Source organism: Zobellella maritima, from assembly GCF_003075035.1.
GTDB classification, from domain to species: Bacteria; Pseudomonadota; Gammaproteobacteria; order Enterobacterales; family Aeromonadaceae; genus Oceanimonas; species Oceanimonas maritima.
In genome coordinates this window covers 2,472,400-2,487,742 of sequence record NZ_QCZE01000001.1, presented here as the reverse complement: position 1 = coordinate 2,487,742, position 15,343 = coordinate 2,472,400, and the positions used below count along the sequence as shown (strand labels likewise).

12 protein-coding genes are annotated in these 15,343 nt (G+C 57.4%); all 12 read left to right on the top strand.

Annotation, left to right across the window (positions count from 1 at the left end; translation table 11 throughout):
* Positions 1 to 29 precede the first annotated feature (29 nt).
* Positions 30 to 869: a xanthine dehydrogenase accessory protein XdhC gene (gene xdhC, locus DCS96_RS11510; protein WP_116474397.1), complete on the top strand. Its 840-nt coding sequence runs from the start codon at positions 30 to 32 to the stop codon at positions 867 to 869.
* 14 nt (positions 870 to 883) lie between these two features.
* Positions 884 to 2,188 carry a guanine deaminase gene (gene guaD, locus DCS96_RS11505; protein WP_116474396.1) on the top strand — a complete coding sequence of 435 codons (1,305 nt, stop codon included), beginning with the start codon at positions 884 to 886 and terminating at the stop codon, positions 2,186 to 2,188.
* Positions 2,189 to 2,370: 182 nt separating this feature from the next.
* On the top strand, positions 2,371 to 3,123 hold the full coding sequence (locus tag DCS96_RS11500) for a GntR family transcriptional regulator (RefSeq protein WP_116474395.1): 753 nt from the start codon (positions 2,371 to 2,373) through the stop codon (positions 3,121 to 3,123).
* A gap of 345 nt (positions 3,124 to 3,468) precedes the next feature.
* A complete protein-coding gene (locus DCS96_RS11495; RefSeq protein ID WP_116474394.1) occupies positions 3,469 to 3,864 on the top strand; it encodes a nuclear transport factor 2 family protein in 396 nt (131 codons plus the stop codon).
* Positions 3,865 to 3,908: 44 nt separating this feature from the next.
* Positions 3,909 to 5,333 carry an NAD(P)/FAD-dependent oxidoreductase gene (locus DCS96_RS11490; RefSeq protein WP_116474393.1) on the top strand — a complete coding sequence of 475 codons (1,425 nt, stop codon included), beginning with the start codon at positions 3,909 to 3,911 and terminating at the stop codon, positions 5,331 to 5,333.
* Positions 5,334 to 5,543: 210 nt separating this feature from the next.
* Positions 5,544 to 7,010, top strand: coding sequence for a MocR-like pyridoxine biosynthesis transcription factor PdxR (pdxR, locus tag DCS96_RS11485; protein WP_116474392.1), 1,467 nt, complete (start codon positions 5,544 to 5,546; stop codon positions 7,008 to 7,010).
* Positions 7,011 to 7,514: 504 nt separating this feature from the next.
* Positions 7,515 to 9,275, top strand: coding sequence for a sulfoacetaldehyde acetyltransferase (gene xsc / locus DCS96_RS11480; RefSeq protein ID WP_116474391.1), 1,761 nt, complete (start codon positions 7,515 to 7,517; stop codon positions 9,273 to 9,275).
* 120 nt (positions 9,276 to 9,395) lie between these two features.
* Positions 9,396 to 10,340: a bifunctional enoyl-CoA hydratase/phosphate acetyltransferase gene (locus DCS96_RS11475; protein WP_116474390.1), complete on the top strand. Its 945-nt coding sequence runs from the start codon at positions 9,396 to 9,398 to the stop codon at positions 10,338 to 10,340.
* A gap of 125 nt (positions 10,341 to 10,465) precedes the next feature.
* Entirely contained in the window at positions 10,466 to 10,759 is a 294-nt protein-coding gene (locus DCS96_RS11470; protein WP_116474389.1) for a DUF6506 family protein, read from the top strand.
* A gap of 716 nt (positions 10,760 to 11,475) precedes the next feature.
* The gene (locus DCS96_RS11465) at positions 11,476 to 12,216 is read left to right on the top strand and encodes an aspartate/glutamate racemase family protein (protein ID WP_116474388.1); all 741 of its coding nucleotides are present in this window, start codon (positions 11,476 to 11,478) and stop codon (positions 12,214 to 12,216) included.
* Between the two features lie 158 nt (positions 12,217 to 12,374).
* Positions 12,375 to 13,766 (top strand): NCS1 family transporter, encoded by a 1,392-nt coding sequence (locus DCS96_RS11460; protein WP_116474387.1) that lies wholly within the window; start codon positions 12,375 to 12,377, stop codon positions 13,764 to 13,766.
* A 95-nt stretch (positions 13,767 to 13,861) separates the two neighbouring features.
* Positions 13,862 to 15,319 carry an NCS1 family nucleobase:cation symporter-1 gene (locus tag DCS96_RS11455; RefSeq protein WP_116474386.1) on the top strand — a complete coding sequence of 486 codons (1,458 nt, stop codon included), beginning with the start codon at positions 13,862 to 13,864 and terminating at the stop codon, positions 15,317 to 15,319.
* The last annotated feature ends 24 nt before the right edge of the window (positions 15,320 to 15,343 follow it).

The following is a 15,343-nucleotide window of genomic DNA, read 5'->3' as shown; positions in this document are numbered from 1 at the left end:
CACTCGCGTTTGGTAATAGAGGTGAAGTTATGTTCAAGGACAACTGGATACAGACGCTGGTCGAACTGGAGCAGAAAGGCGAAGCCTGTGTCCTGGTGACCGTGATCGAGCACAAGGGCTCAACCCCGCGGGACAGCGGCACCAAGATGCTGGTCACCCGTACCGGCTGCTATGCCACCATTGGCGGCGGTCACCTGGAATACAAGGCCATGGAGCTGGCCCGGGAGATGCTTGTCAAGGGCGAGCGCCAACTGCGTATTGAGCGCTTCAACCTGGGCGCGAGCCTGGGCCAGTGTTGCGGTGGCATGGCGACCCTGATGCTGGAGCCTGTGGTCCAGGACAAGCATCATCTGGTGTTGTTTGGCGCCGGTCATGTGGCCAAGGCCCTGGTGTCGGTGCTGGCCGGCCTGCCGTTTCGCATCACCTGGATAGATGAGCGGGAAGACCAGTTCCCCGCCCGGCTGCCGGAAGGGGTAACCCGGGTGGTCAGCGATGATCCCGTGGGGGAAGTCGACGACCAGCCGGCGAACAGCTTCTACCTGGTGATGACCCATAATCATCAGCTCGATTTCGAACTGGCGGCCCGTATCCTCAAGCGCGGTGATGCCCGTTATTTCGGCATGATCGGTTCTCACACCAAGCGCAAGCGTTTCGAATACCGGCTGCGGGAGCGGGATTTTGACCAGCAGACGGTGGACCGGATGGTGTGCCCCATCGGCCTGGCCGAGGTCGGCGGCAAACACCCGGCCGAGATCGCCGTGTCGGTCGCCGGCCAGTTGATCGCCTGTTATCAAGGTGATGCAAAGCCGGGCCTCAGCCCCCTTTCAGCAGCCAAACATGCCGACCCGGTGTCGGCCCCTCATTCTTAAGGAGAAGCACGCAAATGACTCATGCCGTGGCGTATCGTGCCGCCATTTTGCACAGCCTGGACGATCCCGCCAAAGTCGGGTTGGAGGCGTCCTATGCCTATTATCCAGACGGCGTCCTGGTGGTGGCCGATGGCCGTGTACGGGATATAGGTGCCGCCGCCGATGTACTGGCCCGGCAACCTGCCGGGCTGGAGCTGGTCGAGTTTAACAATAAACTGATCACCTCGGGTTTTATCGATACCCATGTCCATTTTCCCCAGTCCGAGATGATCGCCTCCTATGGCGAGCAGCTACTCGACTGGCTCAACAACTATACCTTCCCGGAAGAACGCAAGTTTGCCGATCCGAGCCATTCGGCCCGGGTGGCCGAGTTCTTCCTGAATGAACTGCTGCGTAACGGTACCACCACTGCCATGGTATTCGGTACCGTGCACAAGGCTTCGGTTGATGCCTTTTTTGAGGCCTCGGATCGGCGCAATATGCGCATGATCGCCGGCAAGGTGATGATGGACCGGCATGCCCCGGATGACCTGCTCGATACCTCCGAGTCCGGTTACGCGGACAGCAGGGAGCTGATCGAACGCTGGCACAACAAGGGTCGTCAGCTCTATGCGGTGACCCCCCGCTTTGCACCGACCAGCACCCCCGAGCAGCTGAGTCTGGCGGGGAGGCTGCTGACCGAATATGACGGCCTCTATATGCAGACCCACCTGTCCGAAAACAAGCAGGAAATAGCCTGGGTCAAATCCCTGTTCCCGGAACAAAAGGGTTATCTCGATGTGTACGATCATTTTGGCCTGCTAGGGGAGCGCTCGGTATTCGCCCATGCTATCCACTTGGAAGAGCCGGAGTTTGATCGCATGGGGGGCAGCAACTCGGTTGCCGCCTTTTGTCCGACCTCTAACCTTTTCCTGGGCTCGGGTCTGTTCAAGCTGCCCAGGTTTGAGGATTATGAGATAGATGTTGGTCTGGGCACGGATGTGGGGGCCGGCACCAGCTTTTCCATGTTGCAGACCATCAGCGAGGCCTACAAGATCCTGCAACTTCAGCAGCACAGGCTGCACCCGCTCAAGGCCCTGTATCTGGCGACCCTGGGGGGCGCCCGGGCACTGCGCCTCGACCATAACATCGGTAACCTGCAGGTGGGCAAGGAAGCGGATTTCATCGTGCTGGATCTGCAGGCGACACCGCTTATCAAGGCGCGTATCGATAACACCAGCACCCTGTTCGAGCAGCTGTTCGTATTGATGATGCTGGGGGACGACAGGGCGATAGCGGAAACCTATATCTATGGACAGCGTCAATACCGGCGGGGGTGACAACGGACACCGCTACCGGCCGGGTATTTTGTGGTGTCCAGTCACATAGTTGGTGATAGACGGTGTGGTTCTGCCTGAAAAGTGGGTAAAATTGTATACGACCCTAGTCACAAATTTATCATCAGGTATGGGCCACGGTGTCTTGGACACTCGCTGTCATGCCGTAACTGGAAACGGAAAGCATGAGTTCACTCAGTCAATTGGAGCCAGGTTCTGTCAAGTCGAGCTCAAACACCCAGGACGATATCGTCTACGAGCATATTTTTGATGCCATTCTTGAACAACGACTGGCCCCGGGTACCAAGTTAAGCGAAGAAGCTCTGGGCGAAATATTCGGTGTCAGCCGCACCATTATCCGGCGCGCCCTGTTGCGTCTGTCCCATGAGCAGGTGGTCAGCATCAGGCCCAATCGCGGCGCCGTGGTAGCGGCCCCGAGCGTGGAAGAAGCCAGGCAGATATTCGCCGCCCGTCGGGTGGTTGAGCTGGCGGTTACCGAACTGGCGGTGGAAAACGCCACCCCGGCCGGACTGGCCAGGATTCGTGAAATGGTCAAGGAAGAGCAGGATGCCTTTTCCCAGGGCGATCGCGGCAAGGGCATTCGTCTGTCCGGCGAGTTTCACCTTGAGCTGGCTCACATGGCCAGGAATATTCCCCTGCTTAACTTTCAGCGCAGTGTGGTATCGCAAACCTCGTTGATCATTGCCCAGTACGAGGTTGGCCATCAGGCGCATTGCTCTTTTAACGAGCATGAAGAACTGCTGAAAGCCCTGGAAAGTGGCAACAAGCAAACCGCGGTCACCATGATGAAAGAGCACCTGGATCATATCGAGGCCAAACTCAATCTGGACGGTGAGTCCGCCTCCACCGATCTGCATGTGGTCTTCTCCGGCGTCGTTAAAAAACAGCCGGCAGGACGTCGCTCCGGTTCAAAATAGTGCCCTACAGCACAGGGAAGCAGCTTCCCTGTGCATGTTCATAGTCTGCGACTGAAGAGTCGATGTCGTTGCCAGCTGCAATCAGAACCCACGTCTAATCGACATTAGACAGATTGATATCAGCGCCTTCTCCCCCTGTTTTTTCCATTCTCAAGTTCCCTCGCAAGCCCGTTTTCCCCTTGTTATAGCTCCCCGAATCCGGGTGGTCCAAGTCAAGGCCCCTAACTGGCGCTACCGGGATCGGCCTCAGACTCCTAATGTTGGCGATATGTAAACAACAGTGTGTTTGTTGTTGAAGAGCGTCATTTTCTAACAGGTGATCCCTGTTACATTGAGGAGAGAGGCATGTCCGCCGAAAATTCTGTAACCGTAAAATTGCTTGAAGATCTGTTCGCCGCCTTTAACCGTCACGATGTGGAAGGCGTCATGGCCTGTATGACCGATGACTGCGTGTTTGAAGGCGCCGCCGGCCCCGAGGCCTATGGTGTGCGTTTCGAAGGTCGTGAAGCGGTGGCCGCCGCCTTTGTCAAGGTGTGGACCACCTTTCCGGACGTCAGCTGGCAGAACACCAGGCATTTTGCCGCCGGCGATCGTGGCGTATCCCAGTGGACCTTCTGTGCCACTGCGCAGGATGGTCGTCGTATCGAAGCCGATGGGGTCGATTTGTTCACCCTGAAGGACGGCAAGCTGGCACTGAAGCAGGCTTTCCGTAAAGACCGTCCCATGCTGGACCCCAAGTAACTTCGCCTTCACGGCCTTAACCTTTTCATCCTGGGAAGACAAATATGGATATCGTCAACAAAGCTAAAACGGATCTCGGGCAAGACCTGCAAAGCCGCAAGGTACTTGACCGCTATGACCCCACCTATGATCCCCTGGTCGCGGCCAATCCGGGACGTGGGCAGCAGTATGCGCCTACCTACTGGGTAGCGACGGCCGGTGCGCCACCGGAAGATGACGGTCCCATCACCCAGGATGTAGATGTCGATGTGGCCATTATCGGCAGCGGTTTTACCGGTTTGTCTTGCGCCGTATTTCTGGCCAAGGAACACGGCATCAAGGCCACTGTACTGGAAGCCAACCAGGTCAGCTGGGGCTGTACCAGCCGTAATGGTGGTCAGGCCCAGAATGCCTCCGGTCGCCTGAGCCGCTCCCAGTGGATCCAGCGCTGGGGCCTGGATACCGCCCGTCGAATGCATGAAGAGGTGCGTGAAGGTTTTGATACCTTCAAGGGGCTGATCAAGGAAGGCAACATCGACTGCAACCCGCAGGACGGTGGCCATCTGTATATCGCCCACCGGGAAAGCGCGATGCGCAAGCTGGAGGCCGAGGCCAAGGTGCTGTCCGACAAGTTCGGTTACCATACCGAGCTGCTGGACAAGGCGACTCTGAGCCGTGACTATGTCAACGAGGCCGAGGCAGTGGGTGCCATGCATGAGCCGGATGGTATCGGCGTGCACCCGCTCAAGCTGGCCCATGGTTACCACCGCATGGCACGGGAGTTGGGTGCCACTATCCACCCTTCCAGCCCGGTGATCGGCTGGGAAACCAAGAATGGCATTCATTACCTGAAGACCCCGGGGGGGGTGGTTCGTGCCCGGGCTGTGGGGGTCGCCACCGGTGGCTATACCTCTCAGGGATTGCACAGCCAGCTGCGTAACAAAATCATGCCGATTTTGTCCAATTCACTGGTGACCCGTCCGATGACGGAGCAGGAAATGGCCGAGTGTAACTTCAAGACCAACGAGGTGATCACCGATACCCGCACCCTGCGTCATTACTATCGCAAGCTGCCGGATAACCGTCTGCAGATCGGCAGCCGCAGTTCGATTACCGGCAGCGATGCCCCCAATCCCAAACATCTGCAGTTGCTGATCGACGGTATGCATCGCAAGTTCCCCGCCCTAAACGGTATCAAGGTGGATTATTCCTGGTGGGGTTGGGTGGATGTGAGTCACGACATGATGCCGAGGATCGCCCAGCCCGATGACAAGGAGCAGGTATTCTATGCCCTGGGTTATGGCGGCAACGGGGTCATGTTCTCGGCCCATGCCGGCCGTCGCATGGCCCAGCGCATCGCGGGCATCAAGGAAGGCTTCGAGCTGCCGATTTACAACTCGGCGCTGCCGGGCCATCTGTTTGCACCTTTCCGGCGCCTGGGCCAGCGTATGCTGTATCACTGGTATCACCTGCGCGACGAGCACCTGTAAGCAGTGGGGAGCCGGTAGCAGAGAGGGCAGGGAGCAATTCCCTGTCCTCGCTGGCCTTTTGATGACGGTGATTCTTGATAATTGTTTTAATTTTCAATGTCTCGTCGACAAATAAGTAACAAAATACGGTGCCCGATGTTATGGTCTTGGAGTGGTGGTGACATACACACCGCCACGTTTTTCCCTTTTCCTGTTTGACGTCGACACACCATGCTTCCACTGTTTCATCTTTCGACCGAAAAAACGACCAGCTTGCAGCAACAGCTACGCGAGCAGATCGCCGCCGCCATCCTCAATGGCAATATTCCCCTGGACAGTCCGCTGCCTTCCAGCCGCAAGCTGGCCAAACAGCTGAGTATCGCACGCAACACTGTGGTGCTGGCCTATGAACACTTGCTGGATGACGGCTACCTGATTGCCAGGGAGCGCAGCGGTTATTTTGTCAATCCGGAGATCCTGTCGCGCAAGGTGGAATTGCCCTTGACCGAGCCGAGTGAGCCGACCGGCCATATGCCGGAGTGGCAGCAGATCTTCAAGATCCACCCTTCTAACCAGCACAACATTACCAAGCCCAAAGACTGGCAAAAGTACCCCTATCCCTTTATTTACGGCCAATTCGATCCCGGCCTGTTTCCCAGCAATAACTGGCGGGAATGCTGCCGCGATGCGGTCAGTGTGCCGGCGATCCGTGACTGGGCATCGGATCGCTTCGATAACGACGATCCCCTGCTGATCGAGCAGATCCGCACCCGGCTGCTGCCCCGCCGGGGAGTCTGGGCCTCGGCGGATCAGATACTGGTCACGGTCGGTGCCCAGCAGGCGCTCTATATGCTGGCGCGGCTGCTGCTGGACAAAGACAGCATCATCGGCATCGAGGATCCCGGCTATGTGGATATCTGCAATATTGCCGCCATGAATCCGGCCCAGGTGCGGCCGTTGCCGCTGGATGAGCAGGGACTGATCGTCGATGATCGGCTCAATGAATGCGACGCCATCTATACCACACCCAGCCACCAGTGTCCGACTACGGTGACCATGCCCCTGGAGCGGCGTTATCAGCTGTTGGAAAAGGCCAATCAGCATAATATCCTGCTGATCGAAGACGACTATGAGAGTGAAAGTAACTTCAAGACCAACCCGATCCCGGCGCTGAAAAGCCTGGACAAGAACGATCGGGTGATTTACGTCGGCAGCCTGTCCAAGACTCTGGCACCGGGCCTGCGTCTGGGCTATCTGGTGGGACCGGTCGAGCTGATCCGTGAAGCCAGGGCCCTGCGCCGCCTGATCCTGCGTCATCCCGCCGCCAACAATCAGCGATCGGTGGCCCTGTTTCTGGAGCGGGGCTATCACGATGCGTTGATCATGAATATCGCCAGGGCCTATGAAGAGCGCTGGCAGGAGATGGCCGAGGCCCTGAATGAGTATCTGCCATCGTCGTCCCGGCAGCCGACCTTCGGTGGTTCCTGCTACTGGGTCAGGGGGCCGGAAGGACTTGATAGCCGGCTGTTGCGCAAGGAGGCCGCCGACAGGGGCATACTGATAGAGCCGGGAGATATCCATTTTCATGGTGAGCAGGTGCCGCTGAACTATTTTCGGCTGGGCTATTCCTCGATTCCCGCCAATAAAATCCGGCCCGGGATCAAGGCCCTGGTCGAGCTGATCAACGATATGGTATAGCCCGCAATCGCCCCTGTGTCTGTCGTAGATACAGGGGTAATGAGACATTCTGGTTCGATTAACTCATGAGCTGGCGTGGCTTTTTGGCCTGCTTTATCCCTTTTTGGTTACATTTCTGTTAATCACTGAGTCCTTTCAGTGTCCTCTGATTCATAAAAAAATATTTTAAATTCAAGCGGATGAATCCTATTCAGGGGCTGGCGTAACGGTTGTTACGGAACTGGTCCTACTCAGTAACCGAGCCAATTCCTACTCTTAACCACAGTGAGTCGCACAACAGCCCACTTGCGAATTGCCTGTTTTACCTGCCGGCTATTCTCCGGGAGGGGAAGCCCGGAAAAATGGGGCCGGCAGAAGCAGGCGCAGCAAGAGAGCGATTCGCGATAAACCTAAAACGAATAAGAAACGAACTGAAACCTGCTTCGATATAGAGCAATCAAGTGAAAACAAGGAGGCGATGGTCCGCCGTCGCCACTGACAGGAAAATTTAAAAGGAAGACAGCTATGCCACGTATGACTCCTAGTGAAGCCCTGGTTGAAACTCTGGCTGCCAATGGTGTAACCGATGCTTTTGGTATCATGGGCTCGGCCTTTATGGATGCCATGGATATTTTTGCTCCGGCCGGTATCCGTCTGATCCCTGTGGTTCATGAGCAGGGCGCGGGCCATATGGCTGACGGCTATTCCCGCGTCAGTGGCCGTCACGGCGTTTGTATCGCCCAGAATGGTCCCGGTATCACCAACTTTGTTACCGCTATCGCGGCCGCCTACTGGGCCCACAGCCCGGTAGTATGTATTACTCCCGAAACCGGTTCCATGAGCCAGGGACTGGGTGGTTTCCAGGAAGCACAGCAGCTGCCTTTCTTTGAAACCATCACCAAATATCAGGGCCATGTGGCCAACCCGGCCCGTATGGCCGAGCTGACTGCCCGCTGCTTCGACCGCGCCATGCTGGAAAACGGTCCGACCCAGCTGAACATCCCCCGTGACTTCTTCTACGGCGATATCAATGTCGAAATCCCCCAGCCGATCCGCATCGAGCGTGGTGCCGGCGGTGAGCAGAGCCTGCAGGAAGCTGCAGAGCTGCTGGCCAAGGCCAAGAACCCGGTGATCATCTCCGGTGGCGGTGTGGTGATGTCCGGTGCCGTCGAGGAATGCAAGGCGCTGGCTGAGTTCCTGGGTGCCCCCGTGGTGAACAGCTATCTGCATAACGATTCCTTCCCTGCCAGCCACCCGCTGTGGTGCGGTCCCCTGGGTTACCAGGGCTCCAAGGCCGGTATGAAACTTATCTCCCGTGCCGACGTGGTGTTGGCGTTGGGTACCCGCCTCGGTCCGTTCGGTACCCTGCCGCAGCACGGCCTGGACTACTGGCCGAAAGAAGCAAAGATCATCCAGGTTGACTGCGATGCCAAGATGCTGGGCCTGGTGAAGAAGATTTCCGTCGGTATCTGTGGTGACGCCAAGGCGGCTGCCGTATCCATGCTGGACCGTCTGCAGAACCTGGATGTGGCCTGCCTGGAAAACAAGGGCGCCCGTGCCAGCGAAATCGCGGCCGAAAAAGAGGCCTGGGAAAAAGAACTGGACGAGTGGATCCACGAGAAGGACGAATACTCTCTGGACATGATCGCCGAGCAGTCTGAAGAAGAAGGCAGCTTCCTGCACCCGCGTCAGGTACTGCGCGAGCTGGAAAAGGCCATGCCGGAAGACGCCATGGTGTCCACCGATATCGGTAACATCAACTCGGTTGCCAACAGCTACCTGCGCTTTGAAAAGCCCCGTTCTTTCTTTGCCGCCATGAGCTTCGGTAACTGTGGTTACGCCCTGCCCACCATTATCGGTGCCAAGGTGGCCGCGCCCGAGCGGACCGCCATCTCCTACGCCGGTGACGGTGCCTGGGGTATGTCCATGATGGAAATCATGACCTGTGTGCGGGAAAACATCCCGGTCACGTCCATCGTATTCCACAACCGTCAGTGGGGCGCCGAGAAGAAGAACCAGGTCGATTTCTACAATCGTCGCTTCGTCGCCGGCGACCTGGAGAACCCGAGCTTTGCCGCCATTGCCCGTTCCATGGGGGCCGAAGGGGTAACCGTGGATCGTCTGGAAGATGTAGGTCCAGCCCTGAAGGCCGCCTGTGTTGCCCAGAAGGAAGGCAAGACCACGGTTATCGAAATTATGTGTACCCGTGAACTGGGCGACCCCTTCCGTCGTGACGCCCTGTCCAAGCCGGTCCGTCATCTGGATAAGTACAAAGACTACTGCTAAGCAACGCAGCAGTTAACCACGGGCAGGGGGTGATAACCTCCTGCCCGAATTTTAGGCGATAACCAGAGCTTATTGTCCCAGTGACCTCTGTTTATTTTCTTCATTACCAGGGTAGGTATCATGCTGAGTTCAATCCCCAAGGAGTGCCCCGCTTATCTGTTGGAGCAGGCCCGTCAATTGCCCCGGGTGACCACGGTAGTGATCAATCCGGTGAATGCGGTTTCCCTTTCCAGCGCCCGGCTGGCCAGCGATCATGGCCTTATCGAGCCGATCCTGGTCGGCGCCATTGACACAATGCGCCATGAGGCCGAGTTACTGGGTTGGGATCTCAGCGGCGTCAGGCTGGTGGATGCGGCCGACGAAACCCAGGCTGCCCAGCAGGGGGTTGCCCTGGTAAGCCAGGGGGAGGCGGCCTCCATCATGAAGGGCCATGTACATACGGATATCCTGCTGCGTGCCGTGCTCAGCCGATCCGCCGGGCTGAGAACCGACAGCCGCCTCAGCCATGTGTTTCATATGACGATACCGGGCAGCGACAAGGCATTGTGTATTACCGATGCGGTGATCAATGTGCAGCCAACGGTAATCGATAAGCTGCATATCGCCCGTAACGCCGTCAGCTTGGCCCATGCCCTGGGTAACGCCCAGCCTAAAGTTGCTGTGCTGTCGGGCACCGAGGAAGTCAACAAGAGCATGCCTTCCAGTGTGGATGCGGCCGAACTGGTGAAGCTGGCACAGATGGGCACCCTGCCTGGCGCCATAGTGGAAGGGCCGCTGGCCTTCGATAATGCGGTGTCACTTGAGGCTGCCAGTATCAAGGGCATCAAAGGACAGGTTCCCGGGCAGGCCGATATCCTGCTGGTTCCCAACCTGGAGTCGGGAAACTTCCTGTTCAAGCAGATGGTGTATTTTATGAGCGCCACCGCCGCCGGCCTGGTACTGGGCGCCCGGGTGCCGATCATCCTGACATCCCGAGCCGATCCGCCCGAGGCCCGGCTGGCATCCTGTGCCCTGGCGTCCCTGTACAGTGCCTACTGCGCCAGTCAGGAGCCGGCGCTGGCTTAAGACAGGATGTGCCGGCAACTCGGCAGAAGGGGTCGATTAACCCTGTTTTTTATCAGCGCACTGGCTTTACACTATGGCTTAGCCGTTTTGCACCATAAGTAGTCGGATTGATTAAGGAGTAAGATATGCCGCTTAGCCGTTATGGTTTTATCATCAAAGCGACCGATCTGGAGATGTTCAAGCACCATGGCCGGATCAAGAGTGAACTGTTCGATATCGCCGTGTCCGGCGTGCAGTCGGTGGACGAGGCGATCATGGCCGCCCAGGAGATGCTGACCCGGCGCATTGAGGCGATCGAGTTATGCGGGGGCTTCAGCGCCGAAGAAGAAGCGCAGATCCGCGAGGCAATCAATGACCATGTGCCGCTCGGTCGGGTGCAATACCGGGAGCAGGACCGGAACAGGGTCGACTGGCCCTGAGTTTTCCCGGGGTATCGATACCGTCTGTGGCAGTCTGCTGCAGGCGGTAATAGGACCCTCACAGCCCCAGGGCGTCGGCCTGGGGCCCTTTCTTCCTTCCATTTCTACCCTCGGCTCCGCTGATGGCAACAGACCTTCCAGGGATGTGGCCAGTGCGACCCATCTCAACCCCTTTTCTCCAGCCAGTTGCCTCCCGTTTAATCAATATGTGCCCTTGGGTCGCTCAAGCGCTGATGTGCTCCAGGAAATAGACGGACACGGATCCGAGAGGTTATCCATAACGGTGAACATGGTATTGCTTTCATCGTTAACGATTTTTGCGTGTTAATAGGATGATCTTGACGCTGGATCCTTGAACGCTGACACGGCTGGCAGGGCCGCTACCTATCTGGCTGACGTGCTCCCGGTCGGTGTCGACAGACGTAATAAGGCGCCAGGGGGTTTTATATCTAATTGTTTTTATTGTGATTAATTTAAACTGGTACTGTATCCTCCGGTTTTTTAGGGGCGTGTCTGTTCCGCTGCTGTCCATGGCGGCATAGTACAGCCATGGCGCTCCCGCCTGATCTCCTCCCCATAAGTTGCGTATTGCTCCTGGCTCGGCTCAGTGATAGTAGGTGAACATTTTTTGATAAATATGTTTACATTTTGTTAAGGGTGGTATTAAGATTAAATCGTTAACAAAGTTAATATTTAATCGTAAACATGGAGCCGCTATGAAGATCAAGATCATCAATCCCAACACCACCCAGGCCTTCACCGATGCGTTGCAGCGACTGGCCGATGGGGTGGCACGTCCGGATGCCGAAATACTGGCGGTCAGTCCGGCGTCGGGGCCCAGTGCCATAGAAAGCTTCTACGATGAAGCCCTGGCCGTACCCGGCGTACTGGAGGAGATTCGCAAGGGAGACCAGGAGCAGGAGGTGGATGCCTATGTGTTGGCCTGTTTCGGCGATCCCGGGCTGTACGCGGCCCGTGAGCTGACCGACAAGCCGGTGCTGGGCATTGCCGAAGCGGCCTTCCATATGGCGGCCATGGTCAGTGCCTGTTTTAGCGTGGTGACCACCTCGCCGAGGGTACGCTTCATGACCGAGCACCTGGTCAGCCGTTATGGCTTTGATGAACAGTGCAAGAAGATCAGGACCACGCCTATCCAGGTACTGGATCTGGCCAATTCGCCGGATACCGCCATCGCCAAGGTGATCGCCGAGTGCCTCAGGGCCAGGGATGAAGACAAGGCCGAGGCCATCGTGCTGGGCTGTGCTGGTATGTCCCAGTACCGGACCCGGATCGAGGCGGAAATCGGCATTCCGGTGATCGATGGTACCGTCGCCGCGGTCAAACTCTGTGAGGCCCTGGTGGATATGCAGCTGGGCACCAGCAAGGTGCTGACCTTTAACTGGCCAAAACCGGGAATGGCCAAGGGGGTGCAGGCAGATATCAAGTCGATTGCCTGAACCGGATAACAACCCAGGGGCAGGTGCCTTCAGATGGCACTAACGGGAGTGAAACCTGCCAAAGCAAGTATGACTGCGGAGCAGTCAATAGTGGAAACCGGCCGGACGGTGCCAGCAAGTCAAACCGGCCGACGTGATGGATTACCGAGGACAACCTAATGGCAATTGAACAAGCAAATGGCCAGCTCGCCGCGGCTCAGGCCGTGACCCAGCACAACTCAGCCGCTGCCGGTCAGCAGCAAGAAAAGAAGGGCGGGGATGAATCCCTGGCTCCCCAGAAGACACGCATCATGGGCCGGGTTTCCTACCTGCTGGCCTGGTTTGGTGGCTGTGTCTCCATCGGCACCTTTACCATGGGCTCCAGCATAGTGGGGACCCTCAACCTGTTGCAGGCCTGTCTGGCGATTGCCATCGGTTGCTTCGTGATCGGTATTGCCTTGGCGCTGAACGGTGCCGCCGGCTACAAATACGGCATCCCCTTCATGGTCCAGGCTCGCAGCGCCTTCGGTTTTGCCGGCACCCGTTTCCCGGGGTTGGTGCGGGCGGTGCCGGCCATCGTCTGGTACGGCTTCCAGAGCTGGATCGGCGCCGGCGCCATCAATGCGGTATCGGCTACCCTGTTCGGTTTCGATAACCTGGTGCTGTTCTTCGTGCTGTTCCAGTTCCTGCAGATAGGCCTGTCTATTTTCGGCTTCCAGGGCATCAAGTGGCTGGAAAACATCGGCAGCGGTTTTATCCTGGTAGCCCTGGTCTATATGTTCTACAGCGTGATCAACCGCTACGGTGACGAGATAACCACCAACCTGGTGAATGTCGAGGGCACCTGGGGCCTGCCGTTCTGGGGCGCGACCATGCTGTTCCTGGGTATCTACAGCACCATGATGCTCAACGTCAGTGATTATTCCCGGGAGCTTAAGGAAGGCAGTGGTCCCGGCCTGCTGGCAACCCTGTACTCCATGTCTATCCTGCCCTGCACCCTGTTTATGGGGCTGATCGGCCTGATGGTGTCCGGTGCCACCGGGGTGTCCGATCCCATCCAGGTATTCTCCAGTGCCGTGGACAACACGCCGCTGCTGGTGATCACCCTGCTGTTTATCGCCTTTGCCCAGGTGACCACCAATGTACTCAATAATGTGGTGCCGCCGACCTATATCCTGATGGATGTGTTCAAGCTGAAGTTCCGTACCTCCACCATCATAGTGGGTCTGCTGGCCTTCTGTACCTTTCCCTGGGAGCTGGTCAAGGATGAGTCGGCCGCGGGTCTGCAGCTGTTCGTGCAAACCTATTCCGCCTTCCTCGGTCCTATCTTTGCTATCCTGGTGGTGGACTATTTCATCGTCCGTCGTCGCAAGCTGGATCTGGACAAGCTCTATGATGAAAACGGCCCCTATAAAGGCGTGAACTATGCGGCCGTGGTGGCGGCTCTGGCCGGCGCTGTGGTGGCACTGACCTTCTCTTCGGTCTCCTGGTATGCCAGCCTGGTGCCAGCCGGCCTGACCTATTACCTGCTGATGCAATACTGGCAGCCCTGCCAACGCTTCCGCAACTGATGCGCCATGTCTGAGCGTTTATACTGAGTTGTAGCCATACCGGCCCGCCTTTCTGCTGATGGCGGGCCGACTACCTATCTGAGGGAGAGCCTCTTATGGATGACGCCAACCTTGAAATTAAGCATAGAGACAGCTCGTTATATAACGAGGATCTTGCCCCCATCAAACACAGTGACAGATCCTGGGGCTGGTTCGAAATCTTTAATGTCTGGTCCAACGATATTCAGAGCCTGTTCGGCTATACCCTGGCCGCCTCGTTGTTCCTGTCTTATGGTTTGAACGGCTGGGCCGTGATGGCGGCCATTATTCTGGCCGGCTGCGTGGTGATGGTGCTGGTCAACCTGACCGGTAAACCCAGTGTCAAGTATGGTATTCCCTTTCCGGTGATGGTCCGGGCCAGCATGGGGGTGCGTGGCGCCAACTTCCCGGCCCTGTTGCGGGCCATCATAGGTATCTTCTGGTATGGGGTGCAGACCTATTTCGCCTCGACCGCCGTTACCCTGATGCTGACCGCCTTGTGGGGGGCGGGCAGCGGCGAGACCTATCTCGGCCTGTCCGGCACTGCCTGGCTGGCTTTTGTAATTGTATGGGTGTTCCAGATTGCCCTGTTCTGGCAGGGGATCGACAAGATCAAGGTGTTCCTCAACTGGGCCGGTCCCCTTGTCTATGTGGTGATGCTGGTGTTGATGGCCATCGTCTGGTTTGAAGCCGGCGGCGAGCTGATCCCGGCGGTCGGCACCATCTTTAGCGGTGGCGGCAGCTACCAAGGGGGAGACATTGCCGCCTTTACCGCCATCGTCGGCACCATGATCGCCTACTTTGCCGCCGTCGTAATCAATTTCGGCGACTTTACCCGTTTTGTGCGCAGCGAGCGGGAAATGAAGCTGGGCAACCTGGTGGGGTTGCCGCTCAATGTCGCTTTCTTCTCTTTTATCGCACTGATTATTACCGCCGGAACCCTGGTACTGTTTGGCGACGCCCTTACCAACCCGGCCGATATCGTCGAGCGGGTAGGTTCATTGCCGCTGACCATTATTGCTGCCCTGACCTTCTTCGCTGCCACCGTGGGTATCAACCTGGTCGCGAACTTCATTCCCCCCGCCTATGATCTGGCCAACCTCTTCCCCAGGCTGATCAGTTTCCGTATAGGGGGCCTGATCACCGCCACCGTGGCCTTTTTTGTCGGCGCCTTGTGGGTATCGGTGATCAGCCAGATCGGTATTCCCGGCTTCGTTAACGCCCTGGGTTCGGTCGTTGCCCCTTTTTACGGTATTATCGTGGTCGACTATTACCTGATAAAGCGCCAGCAATTGAACATGGAGCAGCTGTTTTCGTCTGATCCTAAAGGAGCCTATTACTACAACAAGGGTTGGAACGGCAAGGCTCTGCTGGCCTTTGGCCTGGCGGCGGTCTTTTCCATCTCAACCGTGCTGGTGCCGGCGCTGAGCAATCTCAACGGCTACGGCTGGCTGCTCGGGGCCGGGCTGGGCGGGCTCTTCTATTATCTGCTGATGCCGCGGGCCGGGCTTGTGCACAGCTCGGCCGGCAACTGAGCTATCACCAAAGGGGCACGACCG